At 65.5% G+C, this 16,376-nt stretch carries 20 protein-coding genes and 2 tRNA genes; 8 read left to right on the forward strand and 14 right to left on the reverse strand.

What is annotated here, in order from left to right; translation table 11 throughout:
* A partial coding sequence (locus tag ACYP33_RS18890; RefSeq protein ID WP_459623299.1) for a universal stress protein occupies window positions 1-353 on the reverse strand: 353 nt, incomplete at its 3' end.
* A gap of 218 nt (window positions 354-571) precedes the next feature.
* Here ACYP33_RS18890 and nodI point away from each other — a divergent pair.
* Together nodI and ACYP33_RS18900 are read left to right on the forward strand one after the other, a co-directional pair.
* Complete coding sequence (nodI, locus tag ACYP33_RS18895) at window positions 572-1,486, forward strand: nodulation factor ABC transporter ATP-binding protein NodI (RefSeq protein ID WP_459623301.1); 915 nt, start codon at window positions 572-574, stop codon at window positions 1,484-1,486.
* A 6-nt stretch (window positions 1,487-1,492) separates the two neighbouring features.
* A complete protein-coding gene (locus ACYP33_RS18900) occupies window positions 1,493-2,332 on the forward strand; it encodes an ABC transporter permease (RefSeq protein WP_459623303.1) in 840 nt (279 codons plus the stop codon).
* A 122-nt stretch (window positions 2,333-2,454) separates the two neighbouring features.
* Here ACYP33_RS18900 and ACYP33_RS18905 read toward each other — a convergent pair whose 3' ends face one another.
* The 4 genes from ACYP33_RS18905 to ACYP33_RS18920 all read right to left on the reverse strand — a co-directional run bounded on the left by ACYP33_RS18905 (window position 2,455) and on the right by ACYP33_RS18920 (window position 5,704).
* Complete coding sequence (locus tag ACYP33_RS18905; protein ID WP_414445034.1) at window positions 2,455-2,877, reverse strand: hypothetical protein; 423 nt, start codon at window positions 2,875-2,877, stop codon at window positions 2,455-2,457.
* 79 nt (window positions 2,878-2,956) lie between these two features.
* Entirely contained in the window at window positions 2,957-4,024 is a 1,068-nt protein-coding gene (locus ACYP33_RS18910; RefSeq protein WP_459623305.1) for a permease, read from the reverse strand.
* A 221-nt stretch (window positions 4,025-4,245) separates the two neighbouring features.
* On the reverse strand, window positions 4,246-5,133 hold the full coding sequence (gene ypfJ / locus ACYP33_RS18915; protein ID WP_459623306.1) for a KPN_02809 family neutral zinc metallopeptidase: 888 nt from the start codon (window positions 5,131-5,133) through the stop codon (window positions 4,246-4,248).
* A gap of 133 nt (window positions 5,134-5,266) precedes the next feature.
* Window positions 5,267-5,704 carry a PaaI family thioesterase gene (locus tag ACYP33_RS18920; protein WP_414445031.1) on the reverse strand — a complete coding sequence of 146 codons (438 nt, stop codon included), beginning with the start codon at window positions 5,702-5,704 and terminating at the stop codon, window positions 5,267-5,269.
* Window positions 5,705-5,880: 176 nt separating this feature from the next.
* On the opposite strand from ACYP33_RS18920, the gene ACYP33_RS18925 reads away from it, so the two are divergent.
* On the forward strand, window positions 5,881-6,357 hold the full coding sequence (locus tag ACYP33_RS18925; protein WP_414449525.1) for a winged helix-turn-helix transcriptional regulator: 477 nt from the start codon (window positions 5,881-5,883) through the stop codon (window positions 6,355-6,357).
* A gap of 451 nt (window positions 6,358-6,808) precedes the next feature.
* Here ACYP33_RS18925 and ACYP33_RS18930 read toward each other — a convergent pair whose 3' ends face one another.
* The gene (locus tag ACYP33_RS18930; RefSeq protein ID WP_459623309.1) at window positions 6,809-7,642 is read right to left on the reverse strand and encodes an oxidoreductase; all 834 of its coding nucleotides are present in this window, start codon (window positions 7,640-7,642) and stop codon (window positions 6,809-6,811) included.
* Window positions 7,643-7,735: 93 nt separating this feature from the next.
* Here ACYP33_RS18930 and ACYP33_RS18935 point away from each other — a divergent pair, with 93 nt between their 5' ends.
* The 3 genes from ACYP33_RS18935 (at window position 7,736) to ACYP33_RS18945 (ending at window position 10,212) form a co-directional block, all read left to right on the forward strand.
* Window positions 7,736-8,710: an AraC family transcriptional regulator gene (locus tag ACYP33_RS18935; protein WP_414449527.1), complete on the forward strand. Its 975-nt coding sequence runs from the start codon at window positions 7,736-7,738 to the stop codon at window positions 8,708-8,710.
* Between the two features lie 341 nt (window positions 8,711-9,051).
* Window positions 9,052-10,041 carry a tRNA dihydrouridine(20/20a) synthase DusA gene (gene dusA, locus ACYP33_RS18940; RefSeq protein WP_459623311.1) on the forward strand — a complete coding sequence of 330 codons (990 nt, stop codon included), beginning with the start codon at window positions 9,052-9,054 and terminating at the stop codon, window positions 10,039-10,041.
* 95 nt (window positions 10,042-10,136) lie between these two features.
* Window positions 10,137-10,212: transfer RNA gene (locus tag ACYP33_RS18945), tRNA-His, on the forward strand.
* A gap of 161 nt (window positions 10,213-10,373) precedes the next feature.
* On the opposite strand, the gene ACYP33_RS18950 is transcribed toward ACYP33_RS18945, so the two are convergent.
* The 6 genes from ACYP33_RS18950 to ssuD form a co-directional block, all read right to left on the reverse strand.
* Window positions 10,374-10,634: a hypothetical protein gene (locus tag ACYP33_RS18950; protein WP_414445023.1), complete on the reverse strand. Its 261-nt coding sequence runs from the start codon at window positions 10,632-10,634 to the stop codon at window positions 10,374-10,376.
* 38 nt (window positions 10,635-10,672) lie between these two features.
* Complete coding sequence (locus tag ACYP33_RS18955; protein WP_414445022.1) at window positions 10,673-10,870, reverse strand: hypothetical protein; 198 nt, start codon at window positions 10,868-10,870, stop codon at window positions 10,673-10,675.
* A 143-nt stretch (window positions 10,871-11,013) separates the two neighbouring features.
* On the reverse strand, window positions 11,014-11,229 hold the full coding sequence (locus ACYP33_RS18960) for a TOBE domain-containing protein (RefSeq protein ID WP_013697841.1): 216 nt from the start codon (window positions 11,227-11,229) through the stop codon (window positions 11,014-11,016).
* Window positions 11,230-11,274: 45 nt separating this feature from the next.
* The gene (locus ACYP33_RS18965) at window positions 11,275-12,264 is read right to left on the reverse strand and encodes an ATP-binding cassette domain-containing protein (protein WP_459623314.1); all 990 of its coding nucleotides are present in this window, start codon (window positions 12,262-12,264) and stop codon (window positions 11,275-11,277) included.
* Complete coding sequence (gene ssuC, locus ACYP33_RS18970; RefSeq protein WP_414445020.1) at window positions 12,261-13,076, reverse strand: aliphatic sulfonate ABC transporter permease SsuC; 816 nt, start codon at window positions 13,074-13,076, stop codon at window positions 12,261-12,263. Before ssuC ends, ACYP33_RS18965 begins: the two co-directional genes overlap by 4 nt.
* A 14-nt stretch (window positions 13,077-13,090) precedes the next feature.
* A complete protein-coding gene (gene ssuD, locus ACYP33_RS18975) occupies window positions 13,091-14,248 on the reverse strand; it encodes an FMNH2-dependent alkanesulfonate monooxygenase (RefSeq protein ID WP_414449532.1) in 1,158 nt (385 codons plus the stop codon).
* A 368-nt stretch (window positions 14,249-14,616) separates the two neighbouring features.
* On the opposite strand from ssuD, the gene ACYP33_RS18980 reads away from it, so the two are divergent.
* The gene (locus ACYP33_RS18980) at window positions 14,617-15,045 is read left to right on the forward strand and encodes a hypothetical protein (protein ID WP_414451960.1); all 429 of its coding nucleotides are present in this window, start codon (window positions 14,617-14,619) and stop codon (window positions 15,043-15,045) included.
* A 53-nt stretch (window positions 15,046-15,098) separates the two neighbouring features.
* Here the strand turns inward: ACYP33_RS18980 and ACYP33_RS18985 are convergent, their stop codons facing one another.
* Complete coding sequence (locus ACYP33_RS18985) at window positions 15,099-15,437, reverse strand: DMT family transporter (protein ID WP_414449533.1); 339 nt, start codon at window positions 15,435-15,437, stop codon at window positions 15,099-15,101.
* 6 nt (window positions 15,438-15,443) lie between these two features.
* Window positions 15,444-15,941 carry a heme-degrading domain-containing protein gene (locus tag ACYP33_RS18990; RefSeq protein WP_459623317.1) on the reverse strand — a complete coding sequence of 166 codons (498 nt, stop codon included), beginning with the start codon at window positions 15,939-15,941 and terminating at the stop codon, window positions 15,444-15,446.
* 149 nt (window positions 15,942-16,090) lie between these two features.
* Here ACYP33_RS18990 and ACYP33_RS18995 point away from each other — a divergent pair.
* Window positions 16,091-16,167: transfer RNA gene (locus ACYP33_RS18995), tRNA-Met, on the forward strand.
* Window positions 16,168-16,376: the final 209 nt, after the last annotated feature.

A 16,376-nucleotide genomic window follows, 5' to 3' on the forward strand; every position in this document is an offset into this window, starting at 1 on the left:
CCGCTGCGGCAGCGATGGCCCACCACCACGAGATCGACGTTGAGCGACTTCGCCAGGTTGGCGATTTCGTCGATCGGATAACCGAACGCGAAATGGCCCTCGGCCTGCACGCCGCGCTCGGTCAGCCAGTCCACGCCTTCCTGAAGAATCTCGCGCGCGGTTTCCTCGAAGCGCCCGCAGGCCACGTCGGTCAGCAGGCCCGCGCTCTGGGCGATGCTCGAACGCATGTCGACGACCGACAGCAGATGCGTCTTCGCCTTCAATTGCAGCGCGAGATCCGCACCGCATCGCAAGGCCTTGCGGCCTTCCAGCGTACCGTCGTAACACAGCAAGATGGTCTGGTAGCTCGACATGATCGCCTCCATGCAGAATCGGTCGACGATTTGATCATGGTGCGCCGCAATTCAGGATGCAAGGGATGGAAAACGCGGACACGTAAATAGTTCGCCGATGCCGGATTGCGGTGCAGGCTTGCACGATCCGGTCGCGCACGGCGAGCCGAAAGCGGGACGCGATGCACTAGAATGGCCGCTTCGTGCCGTCCCTTCGTCGACCTCCCGCCTCCGCGCCCATGTCCGCTGCTCCGATCGAATTTCACGATGTCAAAAAAAGCTTCGGCGACAAACGCGTTGTCGACGGCCTGTCGTTTCACGTGCGGCGCGGCGAATGCTTCGGCCTGCTCGGGCCGAACGGCGCGGGCAAGACCACCACGCTGAGGATGCTGCTCGGCATGACCTACCCCGATTCCGGCACGATCCGGCTGTGCGACGAGCCGGTGCCGGCCCGTGCACGGCAGGCGCGGCTGCGCGTCGGCGTCGTGCCGCAATTCGACAACCTCGATCCCGATTTCAGCGTGCGCGAGAACCTGCTCGTGTTCAGCCGCTACTTCGGGCTGTCGGCGCGCGCGGCGCGCGAACTGGTGCCGTCGCTGCTCGAATTCGCCAAGCTCGAAAGCAAGGCCGACGCGAAGGTCGGCGAGTTGTCGGGCGGCATGAAGCGGCGGCTCACGCTGGCGCGCGCGCTCGTCAACGATCCCGACGTGCTGGTGCTCGACGAGCCGACCACCGGGCTCGACCCGCAGGCACGCCATCTGATGTGGGAGCGGCTGCGCTCGCTGCTCGCGCGCGGCAAGACGATCCTGCTGACGACGCATTTCATGGAAGAGGCCGAACGGCTGTGTCACCGGCTCTGCGTGGTCGAATCGGGCCGCAAGATTGCCGAGGGCGCGCCGCAGGCGCTGATCGAAAGCGAGATCGGCTGCGACGTGGTGGAGATCTACGGCCCCGATCCGGCCGCGCTGCGCGACGAACTCGCGCCGTATGCGACGCGCGCCGAAATCAGCGGCGAGACCGTGTTCTGTTATGTCGACGACCCCGCTCAACTGACGCGCAAACTGAAGGGCCGCACCGAACTGCGCTATCTGCACCGGCCCGCGAATCTCGAAGATGTGTTCCTGCGGCTGACCGGCCGCGATATGCAGGATTGACCACCGATGGATACCGGCCACTCGACACCCGCCCGCGACGCGCACGCCGCCCCCTCGGCCTCGGCTCGTTTCGCGATCGCCCTGCCCGCCAACGGGCGCAACTGGATCGCCGTCTGGCGCCGCAACTATCTCGTCTGGAAAAAACTCGCGCTCGCCTCGATGATCGGCAACCTGGCCGATCCGATGATCTACCTGTTCGGGCTCGGCATGGGCCTCGGCGTGATGCTCGGGCACGTCGACGGGGTGTCGTATATCGCGTTTCTGGCGGCCGGCACGGTGGGCTCGAGCGTGATGATGTCGGCCAGCTTCGAGGCCATGTATTCGGGTTTCTCGCGCATGCAGGTGCAACGCACCTGGGAAGCGATCATGCACACGCCGCTCTCGCTCGGCGACATCGTGCTCGGGGAAATCATCTGGGCCGCCAGCAAGGCGATGCTGTCGGGCACGGCGATCATGGTGGTGACGAGCGGGCTCGGCTACGCGTCGTTTCCGTCGCTGCTGGCGGCGCTGCCCGTGATCGCGCTGGCTGGCCTGGCGTTCGCGAGCCTGGCGATGGTGGTCACGGCGATCGCGCCGTCTTACGATTTCTTCATGTTCTATCAAACCCTGGCGCTCACGCCGATGCTGCTGCTGTCGGGCGTGTTCTTCCCGATCACGCAGTTGCCGGGCATCGCGCAGCACGCGGCCTATGCGCTGCCGCTGGCCAACGCCGTCGATCTGATCCGGCCGGCGATGCTCGGCCGGCCCGCCACCGACGTCGCGATGCATGTCGGCGTGCTGGTGGCGTATGTACTGGGCGGGTTTGTGGTGTCGGCCTGGTTGTTCCGTCGGCGCATGATGCGCTGAACGCAACACGGCGCATGCCGGAACTCAAGCATGCGCCGATGCGCCGCACCGGGGCCGGTACGGCGTGAAACCGGCAAGACGCCGGTTCGGTTACACCCTGTCGCGCGAGGCGCCGACGCCCATCAGGCGTCGTCGTCGCCCCAGGGCATTTCCACGTCGGTCAGGAACGCCACCGTCGCGATCGGGCCGCCTTCCTGGCGCCCCTGCTTGCCGTCGGCGCGATGCCATTCCACGCGAAACACCGTGCCGGGATCGTCGGCCAGCAGATAGACCGAGCGCAGTTCTTCCTCGTCGGCATCCTCGACCGGGCCGTCGAACGACACGCGCATGCGCTGCGGCCACAGGCCGTTGGCCGGATCGTAAATGCGATCGCCTTGCGGGATGTCGATGCTGGCCTCGACGCCGATCGTCGACGAGGCCTCGATGATCATTTTGCCGAGCGCATTGAGCACCGCCGTGGCACGCGCGGAATTGGCCTGACGGATTGCGAGATCGCCGCGCGTCAGCGCCTGTTCGAGTTTCGGATGAATCTTCGGTTGCTTCATGCGTAATCCTGATTGCTTCTGGGAATGCCGCCGCGAGGTCGCGGCGACGGTCGAATCTTCGGGTGAATCCTGGGGCGGCTCAGAAACCGAGCACCACCGCCGCGATGCCGGCCACGATGCCGAAACCCACCACCAACGCGGCGATCAGCGCCAGCATGCGGGCCGGGAACGAGCGCCACAGCATCGCCAACGACGGCACGCTGACGGGCGGCAGTGTCAGCAGCAGCGCCGCCGCCGGGCCGACGCCCACGCCGAGCGCCAGCATCGCCTGCACGATCGGCACCTCGCCCGCGGTCGGGATCACGAACAGCATCCCGGCGATGGCGAAAGCGACGATCCACAGCGCGGCGTTGCCGACATCGGGACCGACATGCGGAAACAGCCACGCGCGCGCCGCACCGAGCAGCAGCACGAGCACGATGTATTCGGGAATCAGCCTCAGCGTCATGCGCGCCAACAGCTTCATCCAGCGCACGAACGGATTGCCTTCGGCCGTCTGACCGGCGGCGATCCGCGCCAGCGCGGCTTCGTCCACGGGCTTGGCGTCGGCCGAGGCGATCCGGTTCAGCCAATAGCCGATCCCGAACACCATCGCCACGCCGAGCACGACGCGCAGCGCCGTCCATTGCCAGCCGAGCACGAAGCCCATGAACACCAGCGTGGCCGGGTTCAGCACCGTGTTGCCGAGCCAGAACGCCACCGCGCCGCCCGGCGACGCCTGGCGCGCCCGCAAGCCCGCCACCACCGGCGCGGCGCAGCACGTGCACATCATGCCCGGCAGCGACATCAAGCCGCCGGCCACGACGCTGCCGAAGCCGGTGCGGCCCAGCACGCGCGCGATCGCGCGGGCCGGCAGCAGCGCCTGAAGCGCCGAGCCGAGCAGCAGGCCGAGCACCATCGCCTGCCAGATCGCCTTGCCGTAGGCCCACGCGTAATCGAGCGCCGCCTGCCACGACGGCACCGGCGCATGCGCCGCCGTACCCATCAGGATCGACTGGCCGATCGAATGATGCTCGGCTGCGACAAAGGCGCGGTGGTAATAAGGCGACCACTTCACGTAGAACAGCCCGGCGATCGCGATCAAGGCGAATACTGCCCAGCCGAGCGCGGGTGAAGGAGTGGTCGAGGTCGAGCGGCTTGTGTTCATGTCGAGTGTGGCGTGCGGGCTGGCGGTCCTCGTCGGCGGGCTCGGTCGGCTCGCCCTGTCTGGGTCCGCCATGCGGTGAAACGGCATGCGGCGAAGCCGGGATTATCGCATGCGGCACGCGCTCGGCGACGTGCAACGCATGTCGCAATCCACTGCAGCGGCGCCCGATGCGCGGCGCTGGCGGGTGCGGATACAGAAGCGGGCGGACGGTTCATGCCGGCTCAACGCGACGCGAACGTATCGCAGTCGCGCACGTCGCCGCGCTGCATGCCGCGCTGCAGCCACGCGACGCGCTGCTCGCTGGTGCCGTGCGTAAACGCGTCGGGCACCACGTAGCCCTGACTGCGCCGTTGCAAGGTGTCGTCGCCGATCGCCGAGGCCGTCTTCAAACCCTGCTCGAATTCGCCCGGCTCGATCAATTGCCGGTTCGCCTGCTGCGCGTTGTAGGCCCACACGCCCGCGAAGCAATCGGCCTGCAACTCGAGCCGCACCGACAGCCGGTTCGCCTGCGTCTGCGACATGCGCTGGCGCGCCGCATCGACCTTGTCGGAAATGCCCAGCAACTTCTGTACGTGGTGGCCGACTTCGTGCGCGATCACGTAGGCCTGGGCAAAATCGCCGCCCGCGCCGAACTTGCGGCGCAGTTCGTCGTAGAACGCGAGATCGATATAGACCTTCCGGTCAGCCGGACAGTAGAACGGCCCCATGGCCGTTTGCCCGGTGCCGCAGGCGGTGGGCGTCGCATGCTCGAACATCACGAGCGTCGGCGGCGAATAGTCGCGATTGAGCTGCGTAGGAAAAACGTGGGACCAGGTGCGCTCGATATTGCCGAGCACCTTGCGTGTGAACACGGCGCGCGGGTCGTTCTGGTTCGCCTGCGAAGGCGTGTTCGCGGCCGGCGCGGGCGCCGTCTGGCCCTGGTCTGCATGCTGGCCTTGCAGCACGGCCGCGCCCTGCAGGATCACGCGCGGATCGATGCCGAAGAAATACGAGGCGGCCAGCGCCACGACGATCGTGCCGATGCCGAGCGTTGCACCACGCCCGCCACCGCCGAACCCGCCGCGGCGGTCTTCGACATTACGGCTTTCGGCTTCGTCATCGAGGCGCATCGCGGCTCCGTTCGTCGGGTTCGCGGCCGGCACGAAGCGCCGCGGGACGCACGAAGTATAGCCAATGGAATGCGCCATGACGGCACGCCGCGCCACACTCGCGGCATGGCGCCGGTGCGCCGAATCGGACTGCCTACTCGGGCCGCTGGATGAAACAGGTGGCCGAGCCTTGCGCAATGATCTTGTCGTCGGGGGTCTTCAGCGTGCCTTCGGCCACGCCGAGCGTGCGCGACAGGTGCGTGACGCGCCCTTCCGCGATCAGCTCGACGTCGCGCGGCACCGGACGCAGCATCTTCACGTGCAGATCCACGGTGCCGTAGCCCACCCCGCGGTCGAGCATCGAATGCACCGCACAGCCCGTCACCGAATCGAGCACCGTCGCCGCGAAACCGCCGTGCACGCCGCCGAGCGGGTTCAGGTGGCGTTCGTCGGCGCGCGCCGTCATCCGCACATAGCCGAGTTCCACGGCATCGAGGCGCATCGGCATGGTTTCGGTGATCGACGGCGCGGGTACGTCACCCGCCGCGGCTGCGCGCAGCAGGTCGATTCCGGAAAAATCGAGCGGTTTCATCAGGAAGCTCCTCGTGGATGGCGATCGAAACAACGTCGGGACGACTTTGTTAGTTCCAAAACAGAACGCATTATTCTGTACCGATTTTGGGGCTGTCAACGGCTGTCGACGCAAGGATTGTGATTTCGAGTGTGCGTTCTATAATCGAACCCACTTTTTGAACAGCGAGGCCGCCGATGAAATGGGACAACGTGGGCGAGATGCCGTGTTCGGTCGCGCGCACCGCTGCCGTGCTCGGCGACCGTTGGACCATGCTGATCCTGCGCAATGCGTTTCTCGGCATCCGGCGCTTCGACGCGTTCCAGGCGCAGTTGGGCGTGACGCGGCATGTGCTGGCGGAACGGCTCGCGCGGCTGGTCGACGAAGGCATCTTCGAGAAGCGGCCCTATCAGTCGAATCCACCGCGCCACGAATACCGGCTGACCGACAAGGGCCGCGACCTGCACCCGATCCTGCTGGCCCTGACCGCCTGGGGCGACCGCTGGAAGGACGACGGCGCCGGGCCGCCGGTGCTGCTGCGACACAAGCGCTGCGGCCACCTGATGCGGCCGGTCATGGTGTGTTCCGAATGCGGCGAGCCGCTCGACCCGCGCGAAACCGAAGCCCTGCCCGGCCCCGGCTGGCCGATTCCGGCGCAAGGCGACGCGCATTGACGCGCCGTTCCGCCGCGGCAATAAAAAAAGCCCGCTTCGCTGGCAGCGAAGCGGGCAAAACTCAAGGCAGCCGAGGCAAGTCAGCTGTCCCAAAATTATTAACGGCACCGAACCCCAATACTTTTGGCTTTCGCCCAAAAATATTGAGGCACCTTGGTTTACCGGCGGTTACGGGCGTAAAAACAAAAACGGCACCAAGCTTTCGCTTGGCGCCGCCTGCAACTAGACCCACTTCAGAATTCTTTGCGGTGAGGCGCGAAAAGCCGCCCTGCACCTGTTTTCCTGATTGCTCGCCGCCGCAGATTTGAATATGGGGACCGCGCTGGGCAACTGCTGACGACGTGCGGGAAAACGACCGCGATTGTACGACAAGCGGCACGATTCCGGCAACCGTTGCGCGGGCGGCAGCAGCGCTGGCGCAACAGGCCCGCTACCGCGCGCCGCGCCGGTTTCAGCCGTCCGTCGAAACCGTTACGGTTTCCCAGGCACCGATTTCCTGCTCCATGCTCGCCAGCTTGCCGCGCACGAGACCGAGCGCATCGCTGCCGAGCAGCAGGTGGGCCGGCGGATCGTCGGACGCGATCGCATCGAGCATCGCGCGCGCCGCCTTGCGCGGATCGCCCAGTTGCTTGCCGCTTTTCTCCTCGCGCGCCTGGCGGATCGGATCGAAGATCGCGTCGTAATCGGCGATCGAGCGCGGCGTGCGCACCATCGAGCGCCCGGCCCAATCGGTGCGAAACGAGCCCGGCGCCACGGCCGTCACGGCGATGCCGAACGGCCTGACCTCCTTGCCCAGCGCCTCGGAAATGCCCTCCAGCGCGAACTTGCTGCCGCAGTAATAAGTGATGCCCGGCATCGTGATGTAGCCGCCCATCGACGTAATGTTCAGGATGTGGCCACGCCGGCGTTCGCGCATGAACGGCAGCACCGCCTTCATCATCGCCACCGCACCGAACACGTTGACGTCGAACTGGCGGCGCAGGTCCGACAGCGGCGACTCCTCCAGAATGCCTTCGTGGCCGTAGCCGGCATTGTTGACGAGTACGCTGATCGGACCGACGGTGGCCTCGATCTCGGCCACCACGCCGTCGATCGCATCGAAATCGGTCACGTCCAGCACGCGCGCCACTGCGCCTTGCGTGGCCAGCGCCTCGAAATCGCGCTTCGCCTCGGCGCTGCGGACCGTGCCGACCACCGTGTGCCCCGCCGCCAGCGCCTCTTGCGCGAGCGCACGGCCGAAACCGCTGCTGACGCCCGTAATGAGCAGGATCTTTCCGCTTGCCATCGTTTGACTCCCGAATCGTGACTGGAGACTGCATGGTAGTATCCGCGAATCGATCCAATAAGCCGAGTTTCGGTATTTTTCTTGCCTAAAACTATGAACCCGAAACGAAGCGCCAGCGTGGATGCCGCTGCGGCGGCCTCGCCGGTCCGTCAGCGCACGATCGATCTGCTGCATGCCCTGGCGCCCGCTGAGGGCTACAACCTCACCGCCCTGCCGAGCGTGCGAATCCTGCGCTCGGACCGACCGCTGTCGCGCACGCCCGTGCTGTACGACCCCGGCATCGTGATCGTGTGCCAAGGCAGCAAGCGCGGCTATTTCGGCGATCAGCTCTATCTGTACGACGCGAATCACTATCTGGCCGTGTCGGTGCCCGTGCCGTTCACGATGGAAACCGAGGCGAGCGCGTCGCATCCGCTGCTCGCGCTGTATCTGCACCTCGATTTCACGCTGGCCGCCGAGCTGGCCGTACAGATCGACGGTGAGGACGCGGCGGCCAGCGCGCAAGCGCCGCAAAGCATGATGTCGACGCCGATCGACGATGCGATGGCCGGCTCCGTGCTGCGATTGCTCGAAGCGCTCGGCCGGCCGCTCGAAGCCACCGTGCTAGGTCAGGGCCTGTTGCGCGAGCTGTATTTCCGCGTGCTGACCGGCGCGCAAGGCGGCTCGATGCGCGAGGCGCTGGCGATGCGCGGGCAATTCGGGCGTATCGGCCGGTCGCTGCGACTGATCCATGCCGGCTACGCGCAGCCGCTCGACGTGACGCAGCTCGCCGGCGAAGCCGGCATGAGCGTGCCGAGCTTCCACACCCACTTCAAGACGATCACGCAGGCTTCGCCGATGCAATATCTGAAATCGACGCGCCTACATCAGGCGCGGCTGTTGATGGTGCGTCAGGATCTGACTGCCGAAGCGGCCAGCCATGCGGTGGGTTATACGAGCCCGTCGCAATTCAGCCGGGAATTCAAGCGGCTGTTCGGCATGACGCCAGCGGCCGAGGTGCGGCGAATGCGGGAGAGTTTCGCGATTCCGGCGGCGTTCGAGGATGCGGTGTTCGTGTCGTCGCATTGAGCTACGGCGGCCTGGCGCATGGAACATGGAACATGGAACATGGAACATGCCGGCCATTTTTCAGTGGTATTCACGGGTATGGAATCGCTGGCGATATCTCGACGTTCATTCGATGCCGAGTGCATCCGGGTTGATATCTCGACGTTTGATGACTTGGCGGCCGCGCACGTCGTCTTATAATGTCGCCCTTGGCCGATGCACGGGATCGAAATGCTTCGACCCTCTGCCGCATCCGCTCCGGCTGCACCGCGCTGCCGGCCCGCGCCCACAAAACCATCAGAACGACGGTGCCGGCCCGGGCGTAACCCGAACTTACGATATTGATTCAGCAGGAAGATTCGATGAAAGCAACGCCCCGGCGCGTTACCGTCGCGCCGATGATGGACTGGACCGACCGCCATTGCCGGTCGCTACACCGGTCGATTTCGCGCCATACCTGGCTCTACACGGAAATGGTCACGACCGGCGCGCTGATCCACGGCGACGTCGCGCGCCACCTCGCGTTCACGCCCGACGAGGTGCCCGTCGCGCTGCAATTGGGCGGCAGCGAGCGCGACGATCTCGCGAAGTCGGCCAAGCTCGGCGAAACCTGGGGCTATGACGAAATCAACCTGAATTGCGGCTGCCCGTCCGAGCGCGTGCAGCGCGGCGCGTTCGGCGCCTGCCTGATGAACGAGCCGGCGCTCGTGGCCGACTGCGTGAAGGCGATGCGCGATGCGGTGTCGGTGCCGGTGACGGTCAAGCATCGGATCGGCGTCGACGCGGTGGAAGACTACGCATTCGTGCGCGATTTCGTCGGCACGATCGCCGAGGCCGGCTGCGAGGTGTTCATCGTGCACGCGCGCAACGCCATCCTGAAAGGCCTCTCGCCGAAGGAAAACCGCGAGATCCCGCCGCTCAAGTACGACTACGCCTATCAGCTCAAACGCGATTTCCCCGAACTCGAAATCATCATCAACGGCGGGATCACCACGCTCGACGAAGCCGAAGCGCATCTGCAACACGTCGATGGCGTGATGCTCGGCCGCGAGGCGTATCACAACCCCTACGTGCTGGCCGAGGTCGATGCGCGTTTCTATGGCGGGGCCGGCCCCGCGCCGACGCGCGAGGAAATCGAAGATCGATTGATCGCCTACTGCGCCGACGAGATCGCGCGCGGCACTTACCTTGGCGCGATCGTGCGTCATGCGCTCGGGCTGTATCGCGGCGTGCACGGTGCACGCGGCTGGCGGCGCGTATTGTCGGACAGCAAGCGGCTCGCGCGCGGCGACGTCGCGACGATCTTTGCCGAGGCGCGCACCCATCTGACGGCCCCGGTCGAAAATTTTTAAAAAGGGGACTAGACAAGGCGATGCCCTGTCCATATAATCTCTTTCTTAGCTGCTGAAACAAAACGGCAACGAAGCAGAAGTAGGCAGTAACAACGGTGGCTGTAGCTCAGTTGGTAGAGTCCAGGATTGTGATTCCTGTTGTCGCGGGTTCGAGTCCCGTCAGCCACCCCAAGAATTTGTAGTCAAAACAGGCGCTTCGGCGCCTGTTTTGTTTGGGGCGCAATAAATCGCAAACGAAAAAATAACATCGTTGCCCCCACCAACACAAAAGCCGCCGGAGCCAGCCCCGACGGCTTTCATTCCCACACCGGCCCGCAACAGCCAGCAGTCAATCAGGCGGCCCTGGCCCCCCGCAGCTCGCGATCCACCGCCCCGCGCGCCATCGACATCACCTGATCGACCACGCTGCGCTCGCTGAGCCATACACCGTCGACATGCACGAGCCGCCAGCCGATCACCTCGGCATCACCGAACAACACGCGGTAATGGGCCTTCTCGCCGGCTCCGACCTGCTCGGTCTTCACTTCGAGCCGATAAGCGTTGTACTCCTCGACGTATGCATCGAGGCTGTGTCCAATCGAAATCGTATCCATTTTCATCCTCCCGACCCTAAGCAATCCGATCAAATCGATCAATCAAACTCTTCAGGCAACGCCGTTCTGCCATCTTCGGTCAGTTCGGCGCGCCCCGGGCGGCTCTGATACACGTAGCCGTCATTCTGCAGCGCATCGACCAGCGCGCCGAACTGCGTCGGCACCGGATAGCCCGCGCCAAATCGGTCGACCCACTTCAACGCTTCTATTGCATCGGGACTGAGTGCGGGGACCATCGACTCTCTCCGCGGTGAAAGAAATCTGATCCTAGCACTGAAAAATGAAAATCAATGTCAATGATTGCTTCAGAACGTAAGAGGCGGGCAACACTTGCGCGTTGCCCGCCTCCGGAATGCCGCTGCGCCCCGCCCCACGGGCATCAGAGACGCGCGATCGACACCTCGGTGGATTTCACCAGCGCGACCACTTCCGCGCCGACCTTCAGTTCCAGCTCGTCGACCGAGCGCGTCGTGATGACCGACGTGACGATGCCGAACGGCGTATCGACGTCGACCTCGGACACCACCGGCCCGCGGATGATTTCCTTGACCTTGCCCTTGAACTGATTGCGTACGTTGATGGCGATGATGCTCATGTTGGTATGGCTCCGAAAATAACAGTCGATGGAGGCTGGGCAGCGTCAGACGGCCCAACGGATACGGGTTGCGGGTGCGGGCTGCTCGAACGCGTCGGGCGCATCGACCACCGGGCCGCCCTTCAGCACGCGTTGCAGCACGCGATCTTCGAGCGCGGCGAACGACGACGACGCACGCGCCCGCGGCCGGTCGAGCGGCACGGTCTGGTCGAGCGCGATCTTGCCGGCCTCGATCAGCAGGATGCGGTCGCCAAGCGCCACCGCCTCCTGCACGTCGTGCGTCACGAGCAGCGCGGTAAAACGGTGTTCGCGCCAGAGGCGTTCGATCAGCGCGTGCATTTCGATGCGGGTGAGCGCGTCGAGCGCGCCGAGCGGCTCGTCGAGCAGCAGCAGTTGCGGCCGATGCACCAGCGCGCGTGCCAGCGCCACACGCTGACGCTGCCCGCCCGACAGTTGCGCGGGCCAGTCGTTGGCGCGTTCGAGCAGGCCGACCTCGTTCAGCACGGCGCGCGCATCTTCGCGCGAGCGGCGACCGAGGCCGAGCATCACGTTCTGCAGCACGGTCTTCCATGGCAGCAGCCGCGCGTCCTGATACATGATCCGCGTGTCGAGCGCCTCGCCGGTTTCGCTGCGCTTCACCAGCGCGCCGTCGGTCGGCTTATCCAACCCGGCGATCAACCGCAGCAGCGTGGACTTGCCGCAGCCGCTGCGCCCGACGATCGCCACGAAGCTGCCACGCTCGATCGACAGATCGAAATCGCTGAGCACGGCGCGCTCGCCATAGCGCTTGCCGACCTTGCGCAGCTCGACCGAGTGATCGCCGCTGCGCGCGAGCGGCGCGTTGCCGTTCGGGTTGCCACGGACATCACCGGCCTCGCGCCGCCGCGTCAGCGGCACGACGTGGCCGCCGGCGTCGCGATCGAGCACGGCGGCGTCCTGGCGGGCGGCGTCCTCGGTGCGCGACTGCGCGAGCTCGGCATCGATATCGGCGCCGGCGATCGGGCCGTAATGGTTGTTGAGCGTGCTCGCGTTCATGGCTTGGCTCCCGGTTGATACGCGGGGTGCCAGCGCAGCGTCGCGCGTTCGAGCCACTTCGCGAGCACGTCGGCCAGCTTGCCGAGCACCGCGTACAGCAGGATGCCGACCACCACCACGTCGGTTTGCAGGAATTCGCGAGCGTTCATCGTCATGTAGCCGATACCCGACTGCGCGGAAATCGTCTCGGCAACGATCAGCATCACCCACATCAGGCCGAGCGCGAACCGCACGCCCACCAGGATCGACGGCAGCGCGCCGGGCAGGATCACGTCGCGATACAGCGCGAAACCCTTCACGCCGTAACTCTTGGCCATCTCGATCAGGTTCGCGTCGACCGAACGGATGCCGTGATAGGTGTTGATGTAGATCGGGAAGAACACGCCGAGCGACACGAGGAACAGCTTGGCCTTCTCGTCGATGCCGAACCAGAGGATCACGAGCGGAATCATCGCCAGCGCGGGGATGTTGCGGATCATCTGGATGGTCGAATCGAGCGCCACCTCGGCGGCCTTCGAAATGCCGGTGGCGAGGCCAAGCACGAGGCCCACGCCGCCGCCGATCGCAAAGCCCACCAGCGCGCGCCAGGTGCTGACCTTGACGTTCGCCCACATGTCGCCGGATTGGATCAGGGACCACGCGGCGCGCACCACGGCGAGCGGCTCGGGCAGCACGCGCGTCGACAGCGCACCGGCGCGCGCGGCCAGTTCCCACGCGATCACGAGGCCGAACGGCACGAGCCAGGGCGCGATGGCGCGCCAGCCGCTGCGTGCGATGCCGCGTCCTGCTCGCTGGAGAGTCGGGGTTGCCATCTCGATTCCTCCGCTCAGCTCTGGCTCGCCTGCGGCGTGTAGTGATTGCCGATCACCTCGCCGAACGGGCCGGACAGCGGGCCGGCGCGGCGCGTGTTGGTGGTGCCCTTGATCAGCGGGAACACCAGCTCGGCGAAGCGGTACGACTCTTCCAGATGCGGATAGCCCGACAGGATGAAGGTGTCGATCCCGAGCGCCGCGTATTCGCGCATGCGTTCGGCCACCTGCTCGGCGCTGCCGACCAGCGCGGTGCCGGCGCCGCCGCGCACGAGGCCCACGCCCGCCCACAGGTTCGGATAGACCTCCAGGTCCTTGCGCGAGCCACGCTTGCCGCCGTGCAGCGCGGCCATCCGGCGCTGCCCTTCGGAATCCATCTTCGCGAACGACTGCTGCGCACGGGCGACCGTGGCGTCGTCGAGGCGGCTGATCAGGCGGTCGGCATCGGCCCAGGCTTCTTCCTCGGTTTCGCGCACGATCACGTGCAGGCGAATCCCGAACTTGATCTGGCGGCCACGCGCCTCGGCACGGGCGCGGATGTCGGCGATCTTCTTGGCCACGGCCTCGGGCGGTTCGCCCCAGGTCAGGTAGGTGTCGATATGCTCGGCCGCGATGGTGTGCGCGGCCGGCGACGAGCCGCCGAACCACAGCGGCGGATGCGGCGTCTGCACCGGCGGATACAGCACCTTGCCGCCCTTCGATTGCAGATGCTTGCCGTCGAAATCGATCGACTGGCTGTCGTGCGACTTGGCGAGCAGGTCGCGCCAGATATGCAGGAATTCGTCGGTGATTTCGTAGCGCGTGTCGTGGTCGACGAACACGCCGTCGCCTTCGAGCTCGGCGATGTCGCCGCCCGTCACGACGTTGATCAACAAGCGCCCTTCCGACATCCGGTCGAACGTGGCGGCCATGCGCGCCGACAGCGCCGGCGACGACAGCCCCGGGCGCACCGCAACCAGGAACTTCAGGCGCTTGGTGGCCGGAATCAGGCTCGATGCGACGACCCAGGCGTCCTCGCAGGAACGACCGGTCGGCAGCAGCACGCCGTCGTAGCCGAGCGTATCGGCCGAGGTGGCGATCTGACGGAAGTAATCGTAGTCGGCCGCACGCGCGCCGTCGGAGGTACCGAGGTAGCGGCTGTCGCCGTGCGTCGGAATAAACCAGAACACATTCATTTGCTGCTCCTGCCTGACTGTTCTTGCGAAAATTTCGGGCAAAGCGAGGCCCTCGACGCATACAGGGCGTCGAACAGGATCGTCTGCCGGGAATGAGGCTCGCCGGATCGCTCCGCGCAGCGGCGAGCTCGCGATTGCGCGGGAGGACGGGTTCTACCGTCTCTGGGAATTCAGTCTAGGGAGGGGCACTTCGTTTCGGAACGATTTTTTTGAGCTTAGTTTTTCCGCTTTCGTGATTTACGCGCTGCTGTAGCGAATATCGAGATGCGGGGACGGTCGAAGCACAACGCGCCCCCCTATAATGGCGGGCCGAATCCTACCCACCTTGCGCACGTGGCCGTACGCCCCGCGCGCTCATGCCTGATCCGATGCAGAAAGTCATCCTGCCGTTCCTGTCCGGTTTCCTAGCCGCCCTGTTCTTCCGCGAATCGACGCTGGCGCTGCTGCATGCGGCGGGCCTGATCGGCATCGGCGGCTTCTCGGTCGAACCGTTCGCGCCGGCGGGCATGCCGACCTTCATCGTCAATGCGCTGATCAGCGCGGTCTGGGCGATTTTGATGGCCTGGCTGCTGCGCGTGTCGCCCGAGCGGCGGGCACCGTGGGTGCAGGCGCTGGTGTTCGGCGGCATCGTGCCGACCGTGGCGCGCGTGTTCGTGATCGATCCGCTGCGCGGCATCTGGCCGGCCGGCAACATGCTCTCGCCGCTCGCGATCGGCTTCGCGGCCAATGCGATCTGGGGCTGGGGCGCGCTGGTGTTCATGCGCGCGTTCATGTCCGATGACGATTACGACGACTGATCGCGGCGCGCGCCCGGAGCGCGCGCCCTTCCCTTCAGGATTCGGGCCGGCGCTCAGTGCGCCTGCATCTTCGAGAACAGGTTCAGCACCACCACGCCCGCGATGATCAGCGCGAGGCCAATGATGGCCGGCAAGTCCGGCACCTGCCCGTACAGCGCGATCGCGACAAGCGTGATCAGCACGATGCCCGCGCCCGACCAGATTGCATACACGATCCCGACCGGCATCGTCTTCAAGGTCAGCGACAAGCCATAAAACGCGAAGCCGTAGCCGACGATCACGATCAACGTCGGCAGCAGCCGTGTGAATCCATCCGAGGCGCGCAAGGCCGAGGTGCCGATCACTTCGGCCACGATGGACATGGCGAGCCAGGCGAAAGCAGGCAATTTCATGGTCGTTTACTCCCCGGCCAGCGCGAGCGCGGCGTAATCGTGGCCGAGTTCGGCGCTCAACGCCTCCACCACCAGTTCATGATCGCGACGCTGCGGCAGGCCCGACACGACGATCGTGCCGATCACGCCGGCGCCGGCCACCGTCAGCGGAAACGCGCCGCCATGCGAGGCGTAATCGGTATCGGACAAACCGTGCTTCGCGGCCAGCGTGGTGCCGGCCTGCTTCAGACGCAAGCCGACCGCATAGGAGCTGCGGCGAAAGTGCTCGACCGTGCGGCGCTTGCGCGCAACCCAGGCGATATTGTCGGGTGTCGCGCCTTCGAGCGCGGCACAGAAAACGGGCAGGCCGAAGCTGCCGATCTCGATTGCAACGGCATGGCCGCGCGCAAGCGCCATCTCGCGCAGCCGCGTGCCGAGCGCCCAAGCGCGGGCCGTGTCGAACCGCGGAAAGACCAGCGTGTGCTCCTGGACGAGGATCGACTGCAGATCGTGAGCGATATCCATATAGATCGTCGAAACAGACGTTGAATGAAAGGGCGGGAACCGCCGACAGATTCTAGCCCAGCGCCTCGCACACACGGTGCGGTGACAGGGACAGATAAAACGCTTGCGCCGCTTTCGAGAACACCCTATAATTCAATTCTTCTGACGGACGCGGGGTGGAGCAGTCTGGCAGCTCGTCGGGCTCATAACCCGAAGGTCATAGGTTCAAATCCTATCCCCGCAACCAAGTCGCATTGATGATGGGTCACAGCGCTTCAAGCTCGTGGCCCATTTTCATTTCCGGCGCCGGAAATCTTCGCGCGCACCGCTTTCCGCTATCGTTTTCACAAGCGCCATCGCAGCGCCCGGCCTCGTGCCGCCGCCCACGCAAAGCGCTGCAAAAGCATGCCTGCGCCTTTCTGGAATCGCCGTGCGCGGTGATACACTCGCATCACC

The sequence above is a fragment of the Burkholderia sp. 3C genome (assembly GCF_054589155.1).